Genomic DNA, 16,948 nt, shown 5'->3' with positions numbered 1-16,948 from the left:
CACATGTAATATTAGAACTGATGATACAATTCATTAACTGTTTACTATGTAAACGATAAATGATTACATTCTAAAGATACAAATGTATAGCGCAACATATTCGAAGAAAGTGAGTATATACATGTATTTTAGTCTGATCTTAACATGGATGGGTATATTCCACTTAGGGAAGCGACGCTCGTAATAAAATAATTGTAGGTAAAACAAACCGATTCCTAAGGGAAGGCACATCAAGATAATGCTGTGCGTATATGAGAATCCTACATCATGTAATAGATGACCAATGATTAGCTGCAATAAAATGAGTATAATAATTAAAATAATAATATTGAAAGTCATTTTGCACTACGCACTCCTTTCGCAAATGCATATATGATAATTTGCAATGCTACAAGTAATAAAATGAAGCACAAAGTATCAAATTTCAGGCTTGCCGCAACTTCATTAAAAATACGGAGTGGTTCATTAATAAGATAAACGGAATGTAAACGCAAGAAGCGACCGATGTAAATACCGAGTCCATTAAGGAACATCATTGCTACGATGATGAGTCGATTTAACCACATACGGTGTGTAAATTGCTCAATTTCTAAAAACATTAAAATTAATAGATACAGTGCGAGTAATACGGCTGCAACTAAAAATGCGAAATAGGCCCATTCAGTGATTAATAAACCCTGATAAAAATTAAATCTAAATTGATTTAAATGGATTAAGTCTGTAACCATATATAATGTATTAGGAACCATAAATACAAAAATAAGTGCAAATATAATAAAGAGCGGCCATTCGTATTTATAAATAGGTTTAAATAAATTCAAGAGTAAGCATAGTTCAAATGGCACATATGCTAGAAATAAATTTAATGTCATAAACGGAAAATAATGATTAAAAAATATTGAAATAATGATTAGAATAAGGAACACAGTTCTAGCAATATATCGAGCCGACATCAATACACCTACTTTCTTTTTAGTATGTCGTTGCTGATGAATGTATTAGTTTAAATGCTTATTATATACAATAATAAATATATCTCTACCTTAAATCGCATAACTTAAGAGAGGTGTTAGTTCAATTTGTTGAAATACAAGACTACATGATACATTTTTTGAAAATAAAATTCAACGAAAAGTACAAGTTGGATTCATAAAGATAAAATGTATAATTAAATAGTTGGAGAATGAATTCATATAAATTAATTAAACACCATAACATAGCAACTTATGACACGGTTGGATTAAAGCAGTAACGGTTAAATGCTAAATCATGTTTAAATCATATCCCAAATCATCATATTATATATTATAAAAGTAAAGTGAATTTTAATATTAACAAGATCTAAGTCAATAGAGGAGCACATTGCGTATTTTCTGAATTTACACTTTTAAGTGAATTTATGTAAAATAAATGGAAATACAGTTTATAAAAATACGTGCAGTTCAGACAACTACTCCTTAATGGATAAAAGAGTCTGAGGCAGCTATTTATGTCTCAGACTCAAATTAAGCATAATGAATAGTTGCGTATAGCACTTACATTCTTATTGGGTTGCATAGTTAGTGAATGATTTAAAAATAAAGGTAAGCACATTTTATTTATAAATCTAACAGATTCAAACCAATGGTTTCATTGTGTTTACGATTGATGTCTAGATTAGTCATTGTAATGATAATTTCAGCAGTTGCAGATACAACGGCTTTTGTTAAATGACCACTAAGTGTTTCATATTGATTGGTTCCAAATGTTGCGTGTAAATGTGCAAAGGGCTGTTCATCAATATGAGAAATGTTGCCCATTAAACCGATTAATTCTAATGGTTCATCAATTAATTTCTTCTCATATGTTTGTGTTTCTAGATTATAAAAGTTGAGCTCTGCGCTTGAACAAGCGCCAATACCACTGACTGTGCCAAACTTACCATTTTGTTCTCTAGCAATATCAGTTACAGCTTCTACAATATCTTCACCCTGTTCCAATACTAAAACAATCGTTTTGCCGTCTACTTGATAAATCATAAGAAACCTCCGTTCTGAAAATGGATTACACCACTATTATACAAGTTCTTATTAAGAGTTTGTATAATAGTGTTTATAGTAAATATTTTTTATTGTCATTTGCTATAGAACTGTTATAGAATGTTGTAATATTAAGGTTTTATCAATGTTATAAATAGCCAGCAATTTATATATTAAAAAAGAATGGAGTGAGAAACGTGAATAAGCAATTTATTATATTATATTTTAATATTTTTCTTGTCTTTTTAGGTATTGGTTTAGTTGTTCCGGTATTACCGGTTTATTTGAAAGACTTAGGCTTAAAAGGTAGTGACTTAGGTATACTCGTTGCTGTCTTTGCTTTAGCACAAATGATCATTTCACCATTTGGTGGTACGCTGGCAGATAAATTAGGTAAAAAACTGATTATTTGTATAGGTTTGGGTCTTTTTGCTATTTCAGAATTCTTATTCGCTGCAAGTCATACGTTCTCACTTTTAATCGTTTCTAGAATACTAGGTGGATTTAGTGCTGGTATGGTTATGCCGGGGGTAACAGGAATGATTGCTGATATTTCTGTAGGTAGAGATAAAGCGAAAAATTTCGGCTATATGTCAGCAATTATTAATTCGGGATTCATTTTAGGACCAGGGATGGGTGGATTTCTAGCAGAATTTTCACATAGATTACCGTTTTATGTGGCTGGTTTTAGTGGATGTGTGGCATTAATCTTATCGATTGCATTAATCAAAAATCCAAAGAACAGTACGCAAGATGGTTTCACTCAATATCAACCAGAATTACTATCAAAAATTAATTGGAAAGTATTTCTGACACCAATTATCTTGACACTTGTACTCGCTTTTGGCCTATCTGCTTTTGAAACGCTATTCCCATTATACACAGCAGATAAAGCACACTATTCACCATTAGATATTTCATTCGCGATTACTGGTGGTGGGATAGCCGGCGCAATATTCCAAGTGTTTTTCTTTGATAAATTCATGAAACATTTCAAAGAGTTAACATTTATCACTTATGCATTACTTTATTCTGCTATCATTTTATTGGCACTGACATTTGTTCATAGCTATTGGTCAATTATGATTATTAGTTTCATCGTGTTTATCGGATTCGATATGATCCGACCAGCGATTACAAACTATTTTTCTAATATTGCTGGAAATCGACAAGGTTTCGCAGGTGGGCTGAATTCTACATTTACCAGTATGGGCAACTTTATCGGGCCTCTTGTAGCAGGCACATTATATGATATCAATTTCGAATTTCCCTTATATATGTCAGTATTAGTAATGGTATTAGGTATGTTCGTTATATTTATAGAAAAAATGATTAGATCACGCTTCAGTAATATTTAAATTTTAAACAAGAACAAGTTGAATATGCAGATGTACCCTTCAGAGTTGACGTTAAAAAGTGGAAACTGTGAAGGGTTTATTTATGTAAAAAGGGGATAGTGAATGACTGTTTTCAGAAATAAATCATTTAAGTGTTTATGTCATAAGGCTAATACTAAAAACTGAAAACGAATATGACACTTGTATTAAATAAGCTAGACTTACGTAATATTCATGTAACAAAGATTACATTTGTTTTAAATTGTGTTCTATTTAAGTGTTTATAGAATAATCTGTGCTAACATGATAAGAAAAGTAATAAATGTAAGTAAGGGGATGAACTTGAAAAATTTAATGTTAACGATTATGGCGTTCCTTCTTGCTTGCTGTTTAGGTTTTCTTCTTTTTATAGCTACAAACCAACAAGCGCTTGCAAAAGTACATGAAACGATTTCTAGTATTTCAGTTGGAGAACAAAATGCTGAAGCTAAGGACAAAGCAAAACAAAAAGATAAGAATTCAATTAAGGCAGCGATGAAAGAAGAAAAAAATGAAGCGCCATATAATACAACAAACTATCAACCTATTGCCAAATTAACGACGCACGATTTAAAAGAGAACGAAACGGGACAAGCGAACTTACCGCAATTTTCTAAAGCACTAAATAAAGCACAGACGCTTGTGAATCATGACAATCATAAATCTAATCCATATAACGATTATGGTATCGATAGCACTTGCCAAGGTGTATATTATTATATTTTTACATTTAAAAATGAAGCAAAACCAAATACGTATTACAGAGTAACTGTAAGTGAAGACAATCAAGCGAGTATATTTGATAAATCGTATGTAGTGAATGACAATCAATCACCGTTACATTCGAGTATCTCTCCTCAAGAATCTGAAGTGATTGCACAAAAGCATGCTGTAGATAACCTAGGGGAAAATGTCGTTTTGAAAAAGGTTAAAGAATCTAAGGACGGCATGTACTATACTTTTCATGAATATAAAACACAAAGAGATTATAAAGTTGTTGTTAGTAAATCCGGGGATGTTATACAGCAACCTTCATTAAATTAAATATAGAAGTCTGGGACAAATATATATGTCTCAGGCTTTTTTCATTTAGGCAGTAGATGACTGAATTGAAAATGTAAAGTCCCACTTCTTTAAAGAACTACTTTTTTAATTTATGAAAATTAGTAGTTCTTATGCATGTGCTTTAGCTCAAGTAAACCATTACCATAGTCACCCTTGTCTTGTTTACATAGGTAGGACTACGAATTCTCAATTAAAAAATTTGTTTTCTGTCTCACTTCCTTCTATATTAGGGAAATCAGTATAAAGACACTCATATCAATGTTATGATGATAGTAATGAATAAAAAATAAATTGGATAGTTTATTTTCTGGTAGTAGTCATAAATATTAATAGGAAAAGGATGAGCGTTTTGAGAAAAATAAAGAAAGCAATCATACCAGCTGCTGGATTGGGTACACGTTTTTTACCAGCTACGAAAGCGATGCCCAAAGAGATGTTGCCTATTTTAGATAAACCTACGATTCAATACATAGTAGAAGAAGCGGCACGAGCAGGCATCGAAGATATTATTATAGTGACAGGTAAACACAAACGTGCCATTGAAGATCATTTTGATAATCAAAAGGAATTAGAAATGATTCTTCAGGAAAAAGGTAAAACAGATTTATTAGAAAAAGTTAAATATTCTACAGAACTTGCAAACATTTTTTATGTTCGACAAAAAGAACAAAAAGGACTAGGTCATGCAATATATTCGGCAAGACAATTTATTGGTGATGAACCATTTGCTGTCTTATTAGGTGATGACATCGTTGAATCAGATAATCCAGCTATTAAGCAACTGATTGAAGCTTATGAAGAAACTGGGAAATCTGTCATCGGTGTTCAAGAGGTGGATGAAGCACAAACACATCGTTATGGTATTATTGATCCACTACAAAAGTTTGGTAGAAAATATGAAGTGAATGAATTTGTAGAAAAACCAAAACAAGGCACTGCGCCTTCTAATTTAGCTATTATGGGGCGTTATGTTCTAACGCCTGATATTTTTGATTACTTAGCTACGCAAGGCGAGGGTGCAGGCGGAGAAATTCAACTCACTGATGCCATAGAACGCTTGAACAGAGCAGATCAAGTCTATGCATATGATTTTGAGGGCGACCGTTATGATGTTGGTGAAAAATTAGGTTTTGTAAAAACGACGATAGAGTACGCTTTAAAAGATGAATCAATGCATGATGAGTTAGTTGAGTTTATAAAAAAACTGAAGCTAAATTAAATGACGATGAATTTAAAAAAGCATTAGCTAAAAAGTTTAATGTAATGACGTCTTTTTAAAAGTCATATGGAGTGATTGATAATGAAGCAAAAGAAAACCAATGCAATGAGAATGCTTGACCGAAGTAAAATACCGTATGAAGTTAATACTTATGAAGTTTCAGAAATACATATGGATGGCGAAAGTGTAGCTGAAAAGGTAGGCGTGGATCCCGGTCTTGTATATAAAACCCTTGTACTTGAGAATACAAATCACGCTCATTTTGTGTTTGTTATTCCAGTTCGCGAATCTTTAGATATGAAAGCGGCAGCGCACGCGGTGGGAGAGAAGAAACTGCATTTAATGCCACTTGATGATTTGAAAAAAGTTACTGGATATATCAGGGGTGGTTGCTCACCTATTGGTATGAAACGCGCATTTCCAACGATAATAGATCAACAAGCAATGGACATCGATACCCTTTATGTAAGTGGTGGTGAACGTGGCACACAGATTAAAATAGATGTTAGAGACTTAATTAATGTGACGAAGGCAAAGGTCGTTGAAGTCATACATAAATAAAAGCATGTAATAACAAAGGGGCAGACAGGAATCTGATTATATATAGATTGCTGTCTGTCATTTTTTGTATATAAGTATTTAAGATAACTCAATTTGCAACCACATGATGAACTACAAACGAGTATTAGGTTTTAGATGAGCAAATAGCATGTTTGTTCATATTATACAAACGATAAAAGATTAAGTTTGCGATGATAAAAATTAACGTAGTGCTTTATTTGCTAATAACTAAAAATGACAATTAATAGAACTTTTAAGGTTGTATATGACTGTTTTTGATTGTTTTTGACGAAAAATGATTGAAAAAAGAAAGCGTAAACATTATAATGACATTGAGATGAGGTGAAGCGATGATAACGGAAAAACGCCATGAACTAATTTTGACTGAATTGTCAAAACAAGATTTTTTAACTTTACAAGAATTAATTGAACGCACAGGTTGTAGTGCTTCAACAATTCGGCGTGATTTATCAAAATTGCAGAAATTCGGGAAACTCAAAAGAGTACATGGAGGTGCAACGCTAAATCAATCATCTGCATTAGAACCTAACTTGGCGGATAAAAGAAGTACCAATTTAAGGGAGAAACAAGAAATTGGTAGGCTGGCAGCAAGTCAAATTGAAAATCGAGATTGTGTGTTTTTAGATGCCGGTTCAACAACATTGGAAATGATTCCTTATATCAAAGCGAGTGACATTATTGTTGTTACAAACGGCCTAACACATGTTGAAGAACTATTAAAACATGGCATCAGAACACTGATTATCGGTGGGGAAGTCAAATCTACAACATTTGCAACCGTTGGTGCGAGCGCTTTAGAAACATTGCGTCGTTATCGATTTGATAAAGTGTTTTTAGGAATGAATGGTATTGATTTGAAATATGGTTTGACGACACCAGATGAACAAGAAGCAATTATAAAGCATCATGCCATGCAATTAGGCACACAAGTTTATGTATTGATAGACCACGATAAATACGAAAAAGTTTATTTTGCACATGTACCTTTAGAAGAAGGGGTTTCAATCATTACTTCCAAAAAGGCACAATCACTTAAACAATTTCATCTGTTTGCTGGTCAATATAATTTTATTGGAGGCACATTATGATTTATACGGTAACTTTTAACCCTTCTATTGACTACATTATGTTCGCAAATGATTTTGAACTTAATGGATTAAATCGCGCCACGGAAACATATAAATTTGCAGGCGGTAAAGGCATTAATGTATCAAGAGTGCTTAAAACACTTGATGTATCATCAACGGCACTTGGATTTGCGGGTGGTTTTCCTGGTCAATTTATCGCAGAAACATTAGCTAAATCAGATATAGGTACGAACTTTGTACAAGTTAATGAAGATACAAGAATTAATGTTAAATTAAAAACTGGGAAAGAAACAGAAATTAATGCACCTGGACCGCAAATAACAGATGAACAGTTCGAAACATTGTTAACACAAATTAAAAAAACCACAAAAGAGGATACGGTTATAGTTGCTGGGAGCATTCCGAAAAGTGTACCGAATGATGCATATGAACAAATTGCTCAAATCACTAATGCAACGGGAGCCAAACTAGTGGTTGATGCAGAAAAAGATTTAGTTGAATCGGTATTAGGGTATCATCCTTTATTTATTAAACCGAATAAAGACGAGTTAGAAGTGATGTTCAACACTACGATTGAGACTGATCAAGATGTAATCAAGTATGCGACTGAAATATTAACAAGGGGTGCGCAATCGGTCATTATCTCGTTAGGCGGTGAAGGCGCAGTTTATGTCGATGCACAACAGAGCTTTAAAGCCATTGTGCCTAACGGTCACGTAGTTAATACAGTAGGATCAGGAGATAGTACGGTTGCTGGTATGGTTGCCGGTCTTGAGGCTGGATTGCCAATTAAAGAAGCATTTAAACAAGCAGTGTCTGCTGGAACCGCTACAGCATTTAACGAGGATTTGGCTACAGCAACTGCGATTGAAGATATTAAAAAGCAAGTCGTTATTACGACATTAGGTGGGAGTGAGTAATATGAGAATTACTGAGTTATTAACAAAAGATACAATTGCTATGGATTTATCAGCTTCAGACAAAAATGGTGTTATCGATGAATTAGTCAATCAGCTGAATCAGGCAGGTAAATTGAATGATTTAACAAGTTTTAAAGAAGCGATTCATAATCGTGAATCCCAAAGTACAACAGGTATTGGTGAAGGTATAGCGATTCCACATGCTAAAGTAGCTGCAGTTAATACACCTGCAATCGCATTTGGTAAGTCTAAAATAGGTGTGGATTATCAAAGTTTAGATATGCAACCAGCACATTTATTCTTTATGATTGCAGCACCTGAAGGCGGTGCTCAAACACATTTAGATGCTTTAGCTAAATTATCTGGAATTCTGATGGATGAAAATGTCAGAGCATCATTATTACATGCGGAGTCACCAGAAGAAGTCCTTAACATTATCGATAAAGCTGATGATGAAGCAACGGAAGAAGAAGCCGCAGAAGCACAAGGCACGCCTGCTTCAACTACGGATTCAAACGAGCCATACATTTTAGCTGTAACAGCGTGTCCAACCGGTATCGCGCATACGTATATGGCACGTGATGCTTTGAAAAAACAAGCTGAAAAAATGAACGTTAAAATAAAAGTAGAAACAAATGGCTCAGGTGGTATTAAGAATCACCTGACTGACGAGGATATCCAAAACGCAACAGGTGTCATCGTAGCAGCGGATGTACATGTTGAAACAGATCGTTTTGATGGTAAAAATGTCGTGGAAGTACCTGTAGCAGATGGGATTAAACGTCCAGAAGAATTAATTCATTTAGCGCAAGATACTTCGCGTAAACCATTTGTAGCTAAAGGTGGTAATACGGGAAATAAAGGCGCAGCAAGTAATGAAAAACAAGGTGTAGGTAACACAATATATAAACACTTGATGAATGGTGTTTCTAATATGTTACCACTTGTTATTGCTGGTGGTATCTTAATGGCGATTGCTTTCTTATTTGGCGCAAATTCATTTGATCCAAAGAGTTCTGAATACAATGCCTTTGCTGAGCAATTGTGGAATATAGGTAACAAGAGTGCATTCATGTTTATTATTCCTATTCTTGCTGGTTACATTGCACGTAGTATTGCGGATAAACCAGGTTTTGCATCAGGACTTGTAGGTGGTTTGCTTGCTAGTACAGGAGATTCTGGATTTATCGGTGGTATCATTGCAGGTTTCTTAGCAGGTTACTTAACATTAGGCATTAAGAAATTAACAAGTGGTATGCCACAATCATTAGAAGGATTGAAACCAACGTTAATATTCCCAGTACTGTCTGTGTCTATTACTGGTTTGCTTATGATTTATGTGATTAATCCACCAGCTTCTTGGTTGAATAATACATTATTGAATGGTTTACAAAGTTTATCTGGCACGAATATTATGTTACTCGGATTAGTCGTCGGTGCAATGATGGCAATTGATATGGGAGGACCGTTTAATAAAGCGGCCTATGTGTTCTCAGTAGCTGCATTAACAGAAGGAAATGCAGCACCTATCACGGCAGCAATGATTGGAGGTATGGTGCCACCACTTGCTATTGCGACAGCGATGTTAATCTTCCGTAAAAAATTCACCAAAGAACAAAAAGGTTCTATTGTACCAAACTATGTAATGGGCTTGTCCTTTATTACAGAGGGTGCCATTCCGTTTGCAGCCGCTGACCCACTTAGAGTTATCCCATCAATGATGGTTGGCTCAGGTGTAGCCGGTGCCATTGCATTAGGCCTAGGCTCTTCAATTCAAGCACCACATGGTGGAATTATCGTCATCTTAGGTACGGACTTTAGTCATGTGTTGCAATCACTTATCGCAATAATTGTTGGCGCTATCGTGGCAGCAATCATTTATGGTTTATTAAAACCAAAATTAACGCAAGATGAAATACAATCTTCAGAAGCTATGAATGAGTAAAGTAGATTTATCGTAATAGCTTAGATTAAAAAAGTCAGAAACGTCTCATGTCATGAGTGCGATTTCTGGCTTTTTTGTTTTATGAATTTTAGGATTAAAAACTTTTGAATATAATATTGGCACTTGATTTGGTAAAATGTGAATAAAGACTGCAATAAAGATGCATAGAGTAAATAAACTTAAAGAAGGTTGAAAAAATGAGCGAATATGTTATTGAAAATGGACGGATTTATACTGAGACAGAGACAATAGAGCGAGGCTACCTCGTTATTAACAATGAGAAAATAACTGAAATTAAATCGGGAGACTATCACGGAAATTTAACAACAATTGATGCGCAAGGACAACATATTATACCTGGATTTATAGATATTCATATGCATGGTGGATATGGGGAAGATGCTATGGATGCTTCTTATGATGGGTTGAAACGTTTATCTGAATCACTATTGTCAGAAGGAACTACGAGTTATCTAGCGACGACAATGACGCAATCTGATGAAAACATCACGAAAGCATTAGAAAATATAGTGAATTACCAAAAAGCGCAAGATCAATACAATGCAGCAACTATTGTCGGTGTACATTTAGAAGGACCGTTTATATCTGAACATAAAGTAGGCGCACAAAATCCAGCTTATGTTCAAAGACCTACTGTCGCAAAAGTTGAACAATTTCAAACCACAGCTAATAATCAAATAAAAGTAATTACCTTTGCACCAGAAGTTGAAGGTGCGCATGAAACACTAGAGGCATTACATAAAGAGATTCAATTTTCAATTGGACATACAGTCGCTACTTTTGATGAGGTAAATGATGCTGTTACACATGGTGCCAAACATGTTACACATCTTTATAATGCTGGAACATCATTTGAACACCGAGAGCCAGGGGTCTTTGGTGCTGCTTGGTTGAATGATCAATTAAGTACGGAATTGATTGTTGATGGTGTTCACTCACATCCTGCAGCCGTTAAAATTGCCTATAAACAAAAAGGAAATGCGCGATTCTTTTTAATCACAGATGCTATGAGAGCTAAAGGCATGCCTGATGGAGAATATGATTTAGGTGGGCAAAATGTAATTGTTAAAGGGTCCGAGGCGCGTTTAGCTTCTGGCGCATTAGCGGGAAGTATATTGAAAATGAATACCGGCTTGAAAAACTTAATCAACTTTACAGGTGATACATTAGATCATTTATGGCGTGTAACGAGTCTAAACCAAGCGATAGCTTTAAATATTGATACACAAACAGGCAGTTTGGAAGTTGGGAAAGATGCAGATATTGTCATAGTCAATGACGATATCGACGTGCTAGCAACGATTAAATCTGGTAAGATTCACAAGTTTAAATCAGTACTTTAATGTAATAATAAATCTTTTTGAAAATTGATTTTAAGAATGGATTAATTACAAAAGTTGACTTAAGTTGTCATTTAGGTTTAAATGTTATGTTAGAATATTGATTTTTAAGCATGTAAATAACAAGAACTGTATCCATTATGATAAAATAAAAGAAATGCGTATTTTTAGGGAGGTGTCGCAATGGGGAGGATTTAGTATTCAACATAGTCATGCATAATAAAAAAAATACTTATGTTCGGTCACCTTTTGTGACACGAAATATGGAGGTGAATCCCTAGAAATAGGGAACTAATTGGAAACAGTGACCATAATGAATTTAGTAATATTTTTTCTTTTAATAGCATTAACAACGGTATTCGTAGGATCGGAATTTGCTTTAGTAAAAGTGCGTAGTACAAGAATCGATCAACTCGCTGCGGAAGGTAATGGTAGCGCACGCGTAGTTAAAAAAATGATAAAAAATCTAGACTATTACTTATCGGCATGTCAACTCGGTATAACAGTAACGTCATTAGGTTTAGGTTGGTTAGGTGAACCAACTTTCGACAAATTATTGCATCCATTATTTGAACTGATTCATTTACCAGATGCTTTAACTACTACAATTTCATTTATCGTATCCTTTATTATCGTGACATACTTGCACGTAGTATTGGGTGAGTTGGCACCGAAGACATTAGCGATTCAACATACTGAAAAATTAGCATTGTTATATTCAAGACCACTTTATTATTTTGGTGTCGTTATGAAACCATTAATTTGGTTAATGAATGGTTCAGCAAGGATGATTATTCGTATGTTCGGCGTTGACCCAGATGCGAATAACGATGCAATGTCAGAAGAAGAAATAAAAATCATAATTAATAATAGCTATAACGGTGGAGAAATCAATCAAACAGAATTAGCTTATATGCAAAATATTTTTTCATTCGATGAAAGACAGTCTAAAGATATCATGGTTCCCCGTACACAAATGATTACAATGAATGAGCCATTTAATGTAGACGAATTGTTAGAAACGATTAAAGAACATCAATTCACACGTTATCCAATCACAGCAGATGGAGATAAAGACCATGTGAAAGGCTTTATTAATGTTAAAGAATTTTTAACAGAATATGCTTCTGGTAAACAAATTAAAGTAAGTAACTACATTCATGATTTACCTATGATTTCAGAAACAACACGTATTAGTGATGCACTGGTACGTATGCAGCGTGAACATGTTCATATTAGTTTGATAATTGATGAATATGGCGGTACTGCTGGTATCTTGACAATGGAAGATATATTAGAAGAAATTGTTGGTGAAATCCGTGATGAGTTTGACGATGATGAAGTCAATGATATTGTTAAAGTAACGGAAAATAGATACCAAATTAATGGTCGTGTGTTATTAGATGATTTAAACGATCAACTTGGCATTGAATTTGAGGATTCAGAAGATATAGATACCATTGGCGGTTGGTTACAAGCACATAATACCAATTTACAGCAAAATGATTATGTGGATACTGAATACGATAGATGGGTTATTTCAGAAATTGATAATCATCAAATTATCACAGTTATTTTAGAATTAGAACATAATAAAACAAGACCAACTTTAGAAGAACTTGAAGAAGAAGAAGAAAATGATTAATCTAATTCCAGTTTCAGATGGAATAGTTATACGAAATCCTGACATAGCATCAATGCTTTGTTGGGGTTTTTTGATTTTTATATATATGAAAAGATGATATAGTGTATTTTAATAACAGTATTGGTAATATGTGCAGGATTTAGAAGCATAAATGAAAAGGGGTTTGAATTATGTTAGAAGACGTATATTATTTAAACAACGGTTATCCTATGCCGAAAGTTGGATTAGGTGTCTATAAAATTACTGATGACGAAATGAATGTTTCAGTAGCAACAGCACTAGATGCTGGTTATCGTGCATTTGATACTGCCTATTTTTATAAAAATGAAATAGCCTTAGGCAATGCATTAAAAAAAGCTGACATTCCGCGTGAAGATTTATTTATCACATCAAAATTATGGAATGATTATCAGGGTTATGACCGTACAATTGAATTTTTTACTAAATCTATTGAAAATTTAGGTACTGATTACCTAGATTTATTTTTAATACATTGGCCATGTGAAGCAGATGACTTATTTATAGAAAGTTATAAAGCTATGGAGGCATTATATGAAGCGGGTAGAATACGTGCGATTGGTGTATGTAACTTTAAACAACACCATTTAGAGAAATTAATGAGTGAAACAGATATCGTGCCAGCTGTGAATCAAATTGAAGTACATCCTTACTTTAATCAACAAGAACTGCAAGCATACTGTGATAGTAAAGATATTGCTGTTACAGCGTGGATGCCGTTGATGAGAAATCGAGGTTTACTTGAACATGAAGTCATTTTAAAACTAGCAGAACGCTATGAGAAGACACCGGCTCAAATTGTGTTACGTTGGCACCTTGCACATAACCGACTTATTATTCCAAAATCAAAGACACCTGAACGTATTAAAGAAAATTATGATATCTTCGATTTTAATCTTGAGCTCACAGATATCGCAGAAATTGATGCAATGAATCGTGATGAAAGACAAGGTAAAGATCCAGATGAAGTACGCATCGGTACATTAAAATAAACGAAAGATGAGTCTGGGACATAAATAGTTGTCCCAGACTCTTTTTCGTTTAGGCAGTAGATGACTGAATTGAAAATACGCTTATATCAAGCTTTTTTCAATCCTAGTCATCCTTGCCGGGGTTGGACTACGAAATCTCTATTAAAAAATTTGATTTCTGTCCCACTCCCTTTATTTATTGTTGCAATGGTTATTGTTTTCAAATAATTCCAATAGTTGATAGACTTAATGTAACAATTTATATCTTTAATCATTTTAAATTTCAGTCAATATGATTAATTGAGTAAAAAATCGTTTTTACTGAGTTTATGAACATTAAATTGACATGAACGTGTTAATTTAAGCAAAGGCAGAAACTAAGCATATACATTAAGTTTTACCATTGAACATTAAGGCTATATAAAGATTGTGTAAATTTAATTGATTTAGATAGCATGATGTAGGTGGGAATTGATAAAGTAAAATTGAAGTAATTGAAATGAAGGTGTTTAGGTATGCAAATGAGAGTTATAGTACCTTGTTATAATGAAGGTGAAGTGATTTTAAAAACGTATGAAAAATTGACTGAGATTTTATCGAAAGATAGTCAGTACCATCACTATGACTACGATATATTATTTGTAGATGATGGTAGTAAAGACAAAACAATTAATTATATACAAGATATGGCTACAAAAGATCATCACGTGAAATTTATTTCATTTAGCCGAAACTTTGGTAAAGAATCTGCAATGATAGCTGGCTACCAACATAGTAAAGACTGTGATGGTGTGATTATGATAGATGCCGATTTACAACATCCGCCGGAACTCATCCCTCAGATGATTGAAGGTTATATGGACGGTTACGATCAAGTGATAGCTAAGCGTGATAGAATTGGTGAAAAACAATCCAGAAAAGTAATGACTAAAATTTATTATAAATTAATTAATCATTTTGTTGAAGATATTAAACTAGAAGACGGTATTGGAGACTTTAGATTACTGAGTCAACGTGCTGTTATATCACTCACACAATTAGATGAATATAATCGTTTTTCAAAAGGATTATATGAGTGGATTGGTTATAATACCAAAGTGTTTACGTATGAAAATGTAGAGCGTGAAGATGGCGAATCAAAATGGTCATTTAGTAAATTATTAAATTACGGTATAGATGGCTTAATTTCTTTTAATAATAAACCATTACGGGCCATGATATATCTCGGGCTTATCGTGTTCTTTATTAGTTTACTTTATATAGGATACATTTCAGTCGGTATTATGATTCGTGGTGTGGAAACGCCAGGTTATTTCTCTACGATTGCCGCTATCTTATTACTCGGTGGGATACAGTTGATATCCATTGGTATTGTAGGCGAATATATTGGACGTATTTATTATGAAGTGAAACAACGTCCAAAATACATCGTCCAAGCAACGAACTTTAACTATGCGTGTGATAATAATAAACAAAATATAAATCAAGACATTAACCATGAAATCGAACGCAACGATCGACAACATGAAATGTCTGAAAAAAGTAAATCAGAAAAAGAATTAATTAAAAACAGATGAGTTACCTGTTAATTGTTAAGCGTATTGAAAGTTAGTGTGCGTAATGATTTTGCAACACACGCGATACAAGGTGGACACTTGATAAGTGGCTAGCTTGTATCGCTTTTTTATTTATATAAAGTGCAATTAGGACTAATAATATTATGATAAATGGTCTACAAAGACATAGAAAAAAAGCCAATTTCAATTATTCGAAATTGGCTTTTAAAAATTGCGATTATTTTTTACGTAATTTACCAAAAATAAATGATACAACTGCTACTAAGATAATTGTACCGATAAGTGCTGGGAACACAGCGATGCCACCTAAGTGCCAACCCCAATCTCCAAGTAGCCAAGAACCTAATGCTGAACCAACGATACCAGCAATAATATTACCTAAAATACCACCTGGAATATCTTTACCGACGATACCACCAGCAATCCAGCCGATTAAACCACCGACAATTAACATAAGAATAAAGCCCATAATGATTTACCTCCTTTAATAAAAACTTAATTAACTGTTATCATATACCACAAAATATAATATCTTAATCATTTATTAGAAAAAAATATATTCTGCCATAATAAAAACCCGATAAATAGTAAATGAATTATGATGAAAGCATACCAATAAGGTGTTAATAAGGTCATTATCGTAAAGGAAAGTATAATCAATAATTGCCCGACAAAGATAGGGCGCTTAATCCGATTCATAGGTTTAAGTTGTTCTTTTTCTTTTGGCTGAAAGGTACTATAAAATAGTAAAATTGCTCCAATAAGGAAAATAGCTGGCGCTAAATAAGGGATAGACATGTAATAAGAATCATGACTCGTACTATATGTAAGAATGAGTGAAGTACTCAAAATGATTGTGAGTACAACTGCGATAAATTTTTGGTCTGTTACCTTGAAAGCAGCTACTTTTCGGTCTAGATATAATTGTAATAATGTCCAAATTATTAGTTGACCACATGTATAAAATACGATGTAATCATATTCTCCAACTAGAAATATATTAATAATACTGTTGAGACAGATTGCTATTAGTATAGAGCTAAACTTTAGTTGTTTAAAATTCTGACGATATAAATCAATACCAAGTATGATGCATATCGCAGCGATATTTATAATGATATTAATCGGCATGATGCTCTCCTAACCTAGATACTTCATTGAAA

General features: G+C 33.6%; 16 protein-coding genes. 11 read left to right on the top strand and 5 right to left on the bottom strand.

Going from position 1 to position 16,948, the window contains the following annotated elements:
* Positions 1 to 63: 63 nt before the first annotated feature.
* From SSP_RS13230 to SSP_RS10140, 3 genes are all read right to left on the bottom strand, one after another.
* The gene (locus tag SSP_RS13230) at positions 64 to 339 is read right to left on the bottom strand and encodes a hypothetical protein (RefSeq protein WP_011303679.1); all 276 of its coding nucleotides are present in this window, start codon (positions 337 to 339) and stop codon (positions 64 to 66) included.
* Positions 336 to 953, bottom strand: coding sequence for a DUF1361 domain-containing protein (locus tag SSP_RS10145; RefSeq protein ID WP_011303678.1), 618 nt, complete (start codon positions 951 to 953; stop codon positions 336 to 338). Before SSP_RS10145 ends, SSP_RS13230 begins: the two co-directional genes overlap by 4 nt.
* A 645-nt stretch (positions 954 to 1,598) precedes the next feature.
* Positions 1,599 to 2,018 carry a PPC domain-containing DNA-binding protein gene (locus SSP_RS10140; protein ID WP_011303677.1) on the bottom strand — a complete coding sequence of 140 codons (420 nt, stop codon included), beginning with the start codon at positions 2,016 to 2,018 and terminating at the stop codon, positions 1,599 to 1,601.
* A gap of 197 nt (positions 2,019 to 2,215) precedes the next feature.
* Between SSP_RS10140 and norA the strand changes: the two genes are divergently transcribed.
* The 11 genes from norA (at position 2,216) to SSP_RS10080 (ending at position 15,785) form a co-directional block, all read left to right on the top strand.
* The gene (gene norA / locus SSP_RS10135; protein ID WP_011303676.1) at positions 2,216 to 3,376 is read left to right on the top strand and encodes a multidrug efflux MFS transporter NorA; all 1,161 of its coding nucleotides are present in this window, start codon (positions 2,216 to 2,218) and stop codon (positions 3,374 to 3,376) included.
* Positions 3,377 to 3,697: 321 nt separating this feature from the next.
* The gene (locus tag SSP_RS10130) at positions 3,698 to 4,438 is read left to right on the top strand and encodes a hypothetical protein (RefSeq protein ID WP_011303675.1); all 741 of its coding nucleotides are present in this window, start codon (positions 3,698 to 3,700) and stop codon (positions 4,436 to 4,438) included.
* A gap of 370 nt (positions 4,439 to 4,808) precedes the next feature.
* The gene (gene galU / locus SSP_RS10120) at positions 4,809 to 5,678 is read left to right on the top strand and encodes a UTP--glucose-1-phosphate uridylyltransferase GalU (RefSeq protein ID WP_011303674.1); all 870 of its coding nucleotides are present in this window, start codon (positions 4,809 to 4,811) and stop codon (positions 5,676 to 5,678) included.
* Between the two features lie 81 nt (positions 5,679 to 5,759).
* Positions 5,760 to 6,239: a Cys-tRNA(Pro) deacylase gene (gene ybaK, locus SSP_RS10115; RefSeq protein ID WP_011303673.1), complete on the top strand. Its 480-nt coding sequence runs from the start codon at positions 5,760 to 5,762 to the stop codon at positions 6,237 to 6,239.
* 350 nt (positions 6,240 to 6,589) lie between these two features.
* Positions 6,590 to 7,348, top strand: coding sequence for a DeoR/GlpR family DNA-binding transcription regulator (locus SSP_RS10110; RefSeq protein ID WP_011303672.1), 759 nt, complete (start codon positions 6,590 to 6,592; stop codon positions 7,346 to 7,348).
* On the top strand, positions 7,345 to 8,268 hold the full coding sequence (gene pfkB / locus SSP_RS10105) for a 1-phosphofructokinase (RefSeq protein ID WP_011303671.1): 924 nt from the start codon (positions 7,345 to 7,347) through the stop codon (positions 8,266 to 8,268). Before SSP_RS10110 ends, pfkB begins: the two co-directional genes overlap by 4 nt.
* Before the next feature lies 1 nt (position 8,269).
* A complete protein-coding gene (locus SSP_RS10100) occupies positions 8,270 to 10,213 on the top strand; it encodes a PTS fructose transporter subunit IIABC (RefSeq protein ID WP_011303670.1) in 1,944 nt (647 codons plus the stop codon).
* A gap of 197 nt (positions 10,214 to 10,410) precedes the next feature.
* Positions 10,411 to 11,577 (top strand): N-acetylglucosamine-6-phosphate deacetylase, encoded by a 1,167-nt coding sequence (nagA, locus tag SSP_RS10095; RefSeq protein ID WP_011303669.1) that lies wholly within the window; start codon positions 10,411 to 10,413, stop codon positions 11,575 to 11,577.
* A gap of 292 nt (positions 11,578 to 11,869) precedes the next feature.
* Entirely contained in the window at positions 11,870 to 13,219 is a 1,350-nt protein-coding gene (locus SSP_RS10090) for a hemolysin family protein (RefSeq protein WP_011303668.1), read from the top strand.
* A 170-nt stretch (positions 13,220 to 13,389) separates the two neighbouring features.
* Positions 13,390 to 14,229 (top strand): aldo/keto reductase, encoded by an 840-nt coding sequence (locus SSP_RS10085; protein WP_002483956.1) that lies wholly within the window; start codon positions 13,390 to 13,392, stop codon positions 14,227 to 14,229.
* A gap of 494 nt (positions 14,230 to 14,723) precedes the next feature.
* Positions 14,724 to 15,785: a glycosyltransferase family 2 protein gene (locus SSP_RS10080; RefSeq protein WP_011303667.1), complete on the top strand. Its 1,062-nt coding sequence runs from the start codon at positions 14,724 to 14,726 to the stop codon at positions 15,783 to 15,785.
* A 217-nt stretch (positions 15,786 to 16,002) separates the two neighbouring features.
* Here SSP_RS10080 and SSP_RS10075 read toward each other — a convergent pair whose 3' ends face one another.
* Positions 16,003 to 16,254: a GlsB/YeaQ/YmgE family stress response membrane protein gene (locus tag SSP_RS10075; RefSeq protein WP_002483954.1), complete on the bottom strand. Its 252-nt coding sequence runs from the start codon at positions 16,252 to 16,254 to the stop codon at positions 16,003 to 16,005.
* Between the two features lie 68 nt (positions 16,255 to 16,322).
* Positions 16,323 to 16,916 carry a hypothetical protein gene (locus SSP_RS10070; protein ID WP_011303666.1) on the bottom strand — a complete coding sequence of 198 codons (594 nt, stop codon included), beginning with the start codon at positions 16,914 to 16,916 and terminating at the stop codon, positions 16,323 to 16,325.
* Positions 16,917 to 16,948 lie beyond the last annotated feature (32 nt).

It is taken from the genome of Staphylococcus saprophyticus subsp. saprophyticus ATCC 15305 = NCTC 7292, from assembly GCF_000010125.1.
GTDB classification, from domain to species: Bacteria; Bacillota; Bacilli; order Staphylococcales; family Staphylococcaceae; genus Staphylococcus; species Staphylococcus saprophyticus.
The sequence above is the reverse complement of the archived record's forward strand: the minus strand, read 5'-3'. Positions and strand labels throughout refer to the sequence as shown.

Bases quoted from the DNA above. Each gene is read 5' to 3' on its own strand.
- SSP_RS13230 (WP_011303679.1), bottom strand. From the start codon at position 339: ATGACTTTCAATATTATTATTTTAATTATTATACTCATTTTATTGCAG.
- SSP_RS10145 (WP_011303678.1), bottom strand. From the start codon at position 953: ATGTCGGCTCGATATATTGCTAGAACTGTGTTCCTTATTCTAATCATT.
- SSP_RS10140 (WP_011303677.1), bottom strand. From the start codon at position 2,018: ATGATTTATCAAGTAGACGGCAAAACGATTGTTTTAGTATTGGAACAG.
- ybaK (WP_011303673.1), top strand. From the start codon at position 5,760: ATGAAGCAAAAGAAAACCAATGCAATGAGAATGCTTGACCGAAGTAAA.
- SSP_RS10110 (WP_011303672.1), top strand. From the start codon at position 6,590: ATGATAACGGAAAAACGCCATGAACTAATTTTGACTGAATTGTCAAAA.
- pfkB (WP_011303671.1), top strand. From the start codon at position 7,345: ATGATTTATACGGTAACTTTTAACCCTTCTATTGACTACATTATGTTC.
- SSP_RS10100 (WP_011303670.1), top strand. From the start codon at position 8,270: ATGAGAATTACTGAGTTATTAACAAAAGATACAATTGCTATGGATTTA.
- nagA (WP_011303669.1), top strand. From the start codon at position 10,411: ATGAGCGAATATGTTATTGAAAATGGACGGATTTATACTGAGACAGAG.
- SSP_RS10085 (WP_002483956.1), top strand. From the start codon at position 13,390: ATGTTAGAAGACGTATATTATTTAAACAACGGTTATCCTATGCCGAAA.
- SSP_RS10080 (WP_011303667.1), top strand. From the start codon at position 14,724: ATGCAAATGAGAGTTATAGTACCTTGTTATAATGAAGGTGAAGTGATT.
- SSP_RS10075 (WP_002483954.1), bottom strand. From the start codon at position 16,254: ATGGGCTTTATTCTTATGTTAATTGTCGGTGGTTTAATCGGCTGGATT.
- SSP_RS10070 (WP_011303666.1), bottom strand. From the start codon at position 16,916: ATGCCGATTAATATCATTATAAATATCGCTGCGATATGCATCATACTT.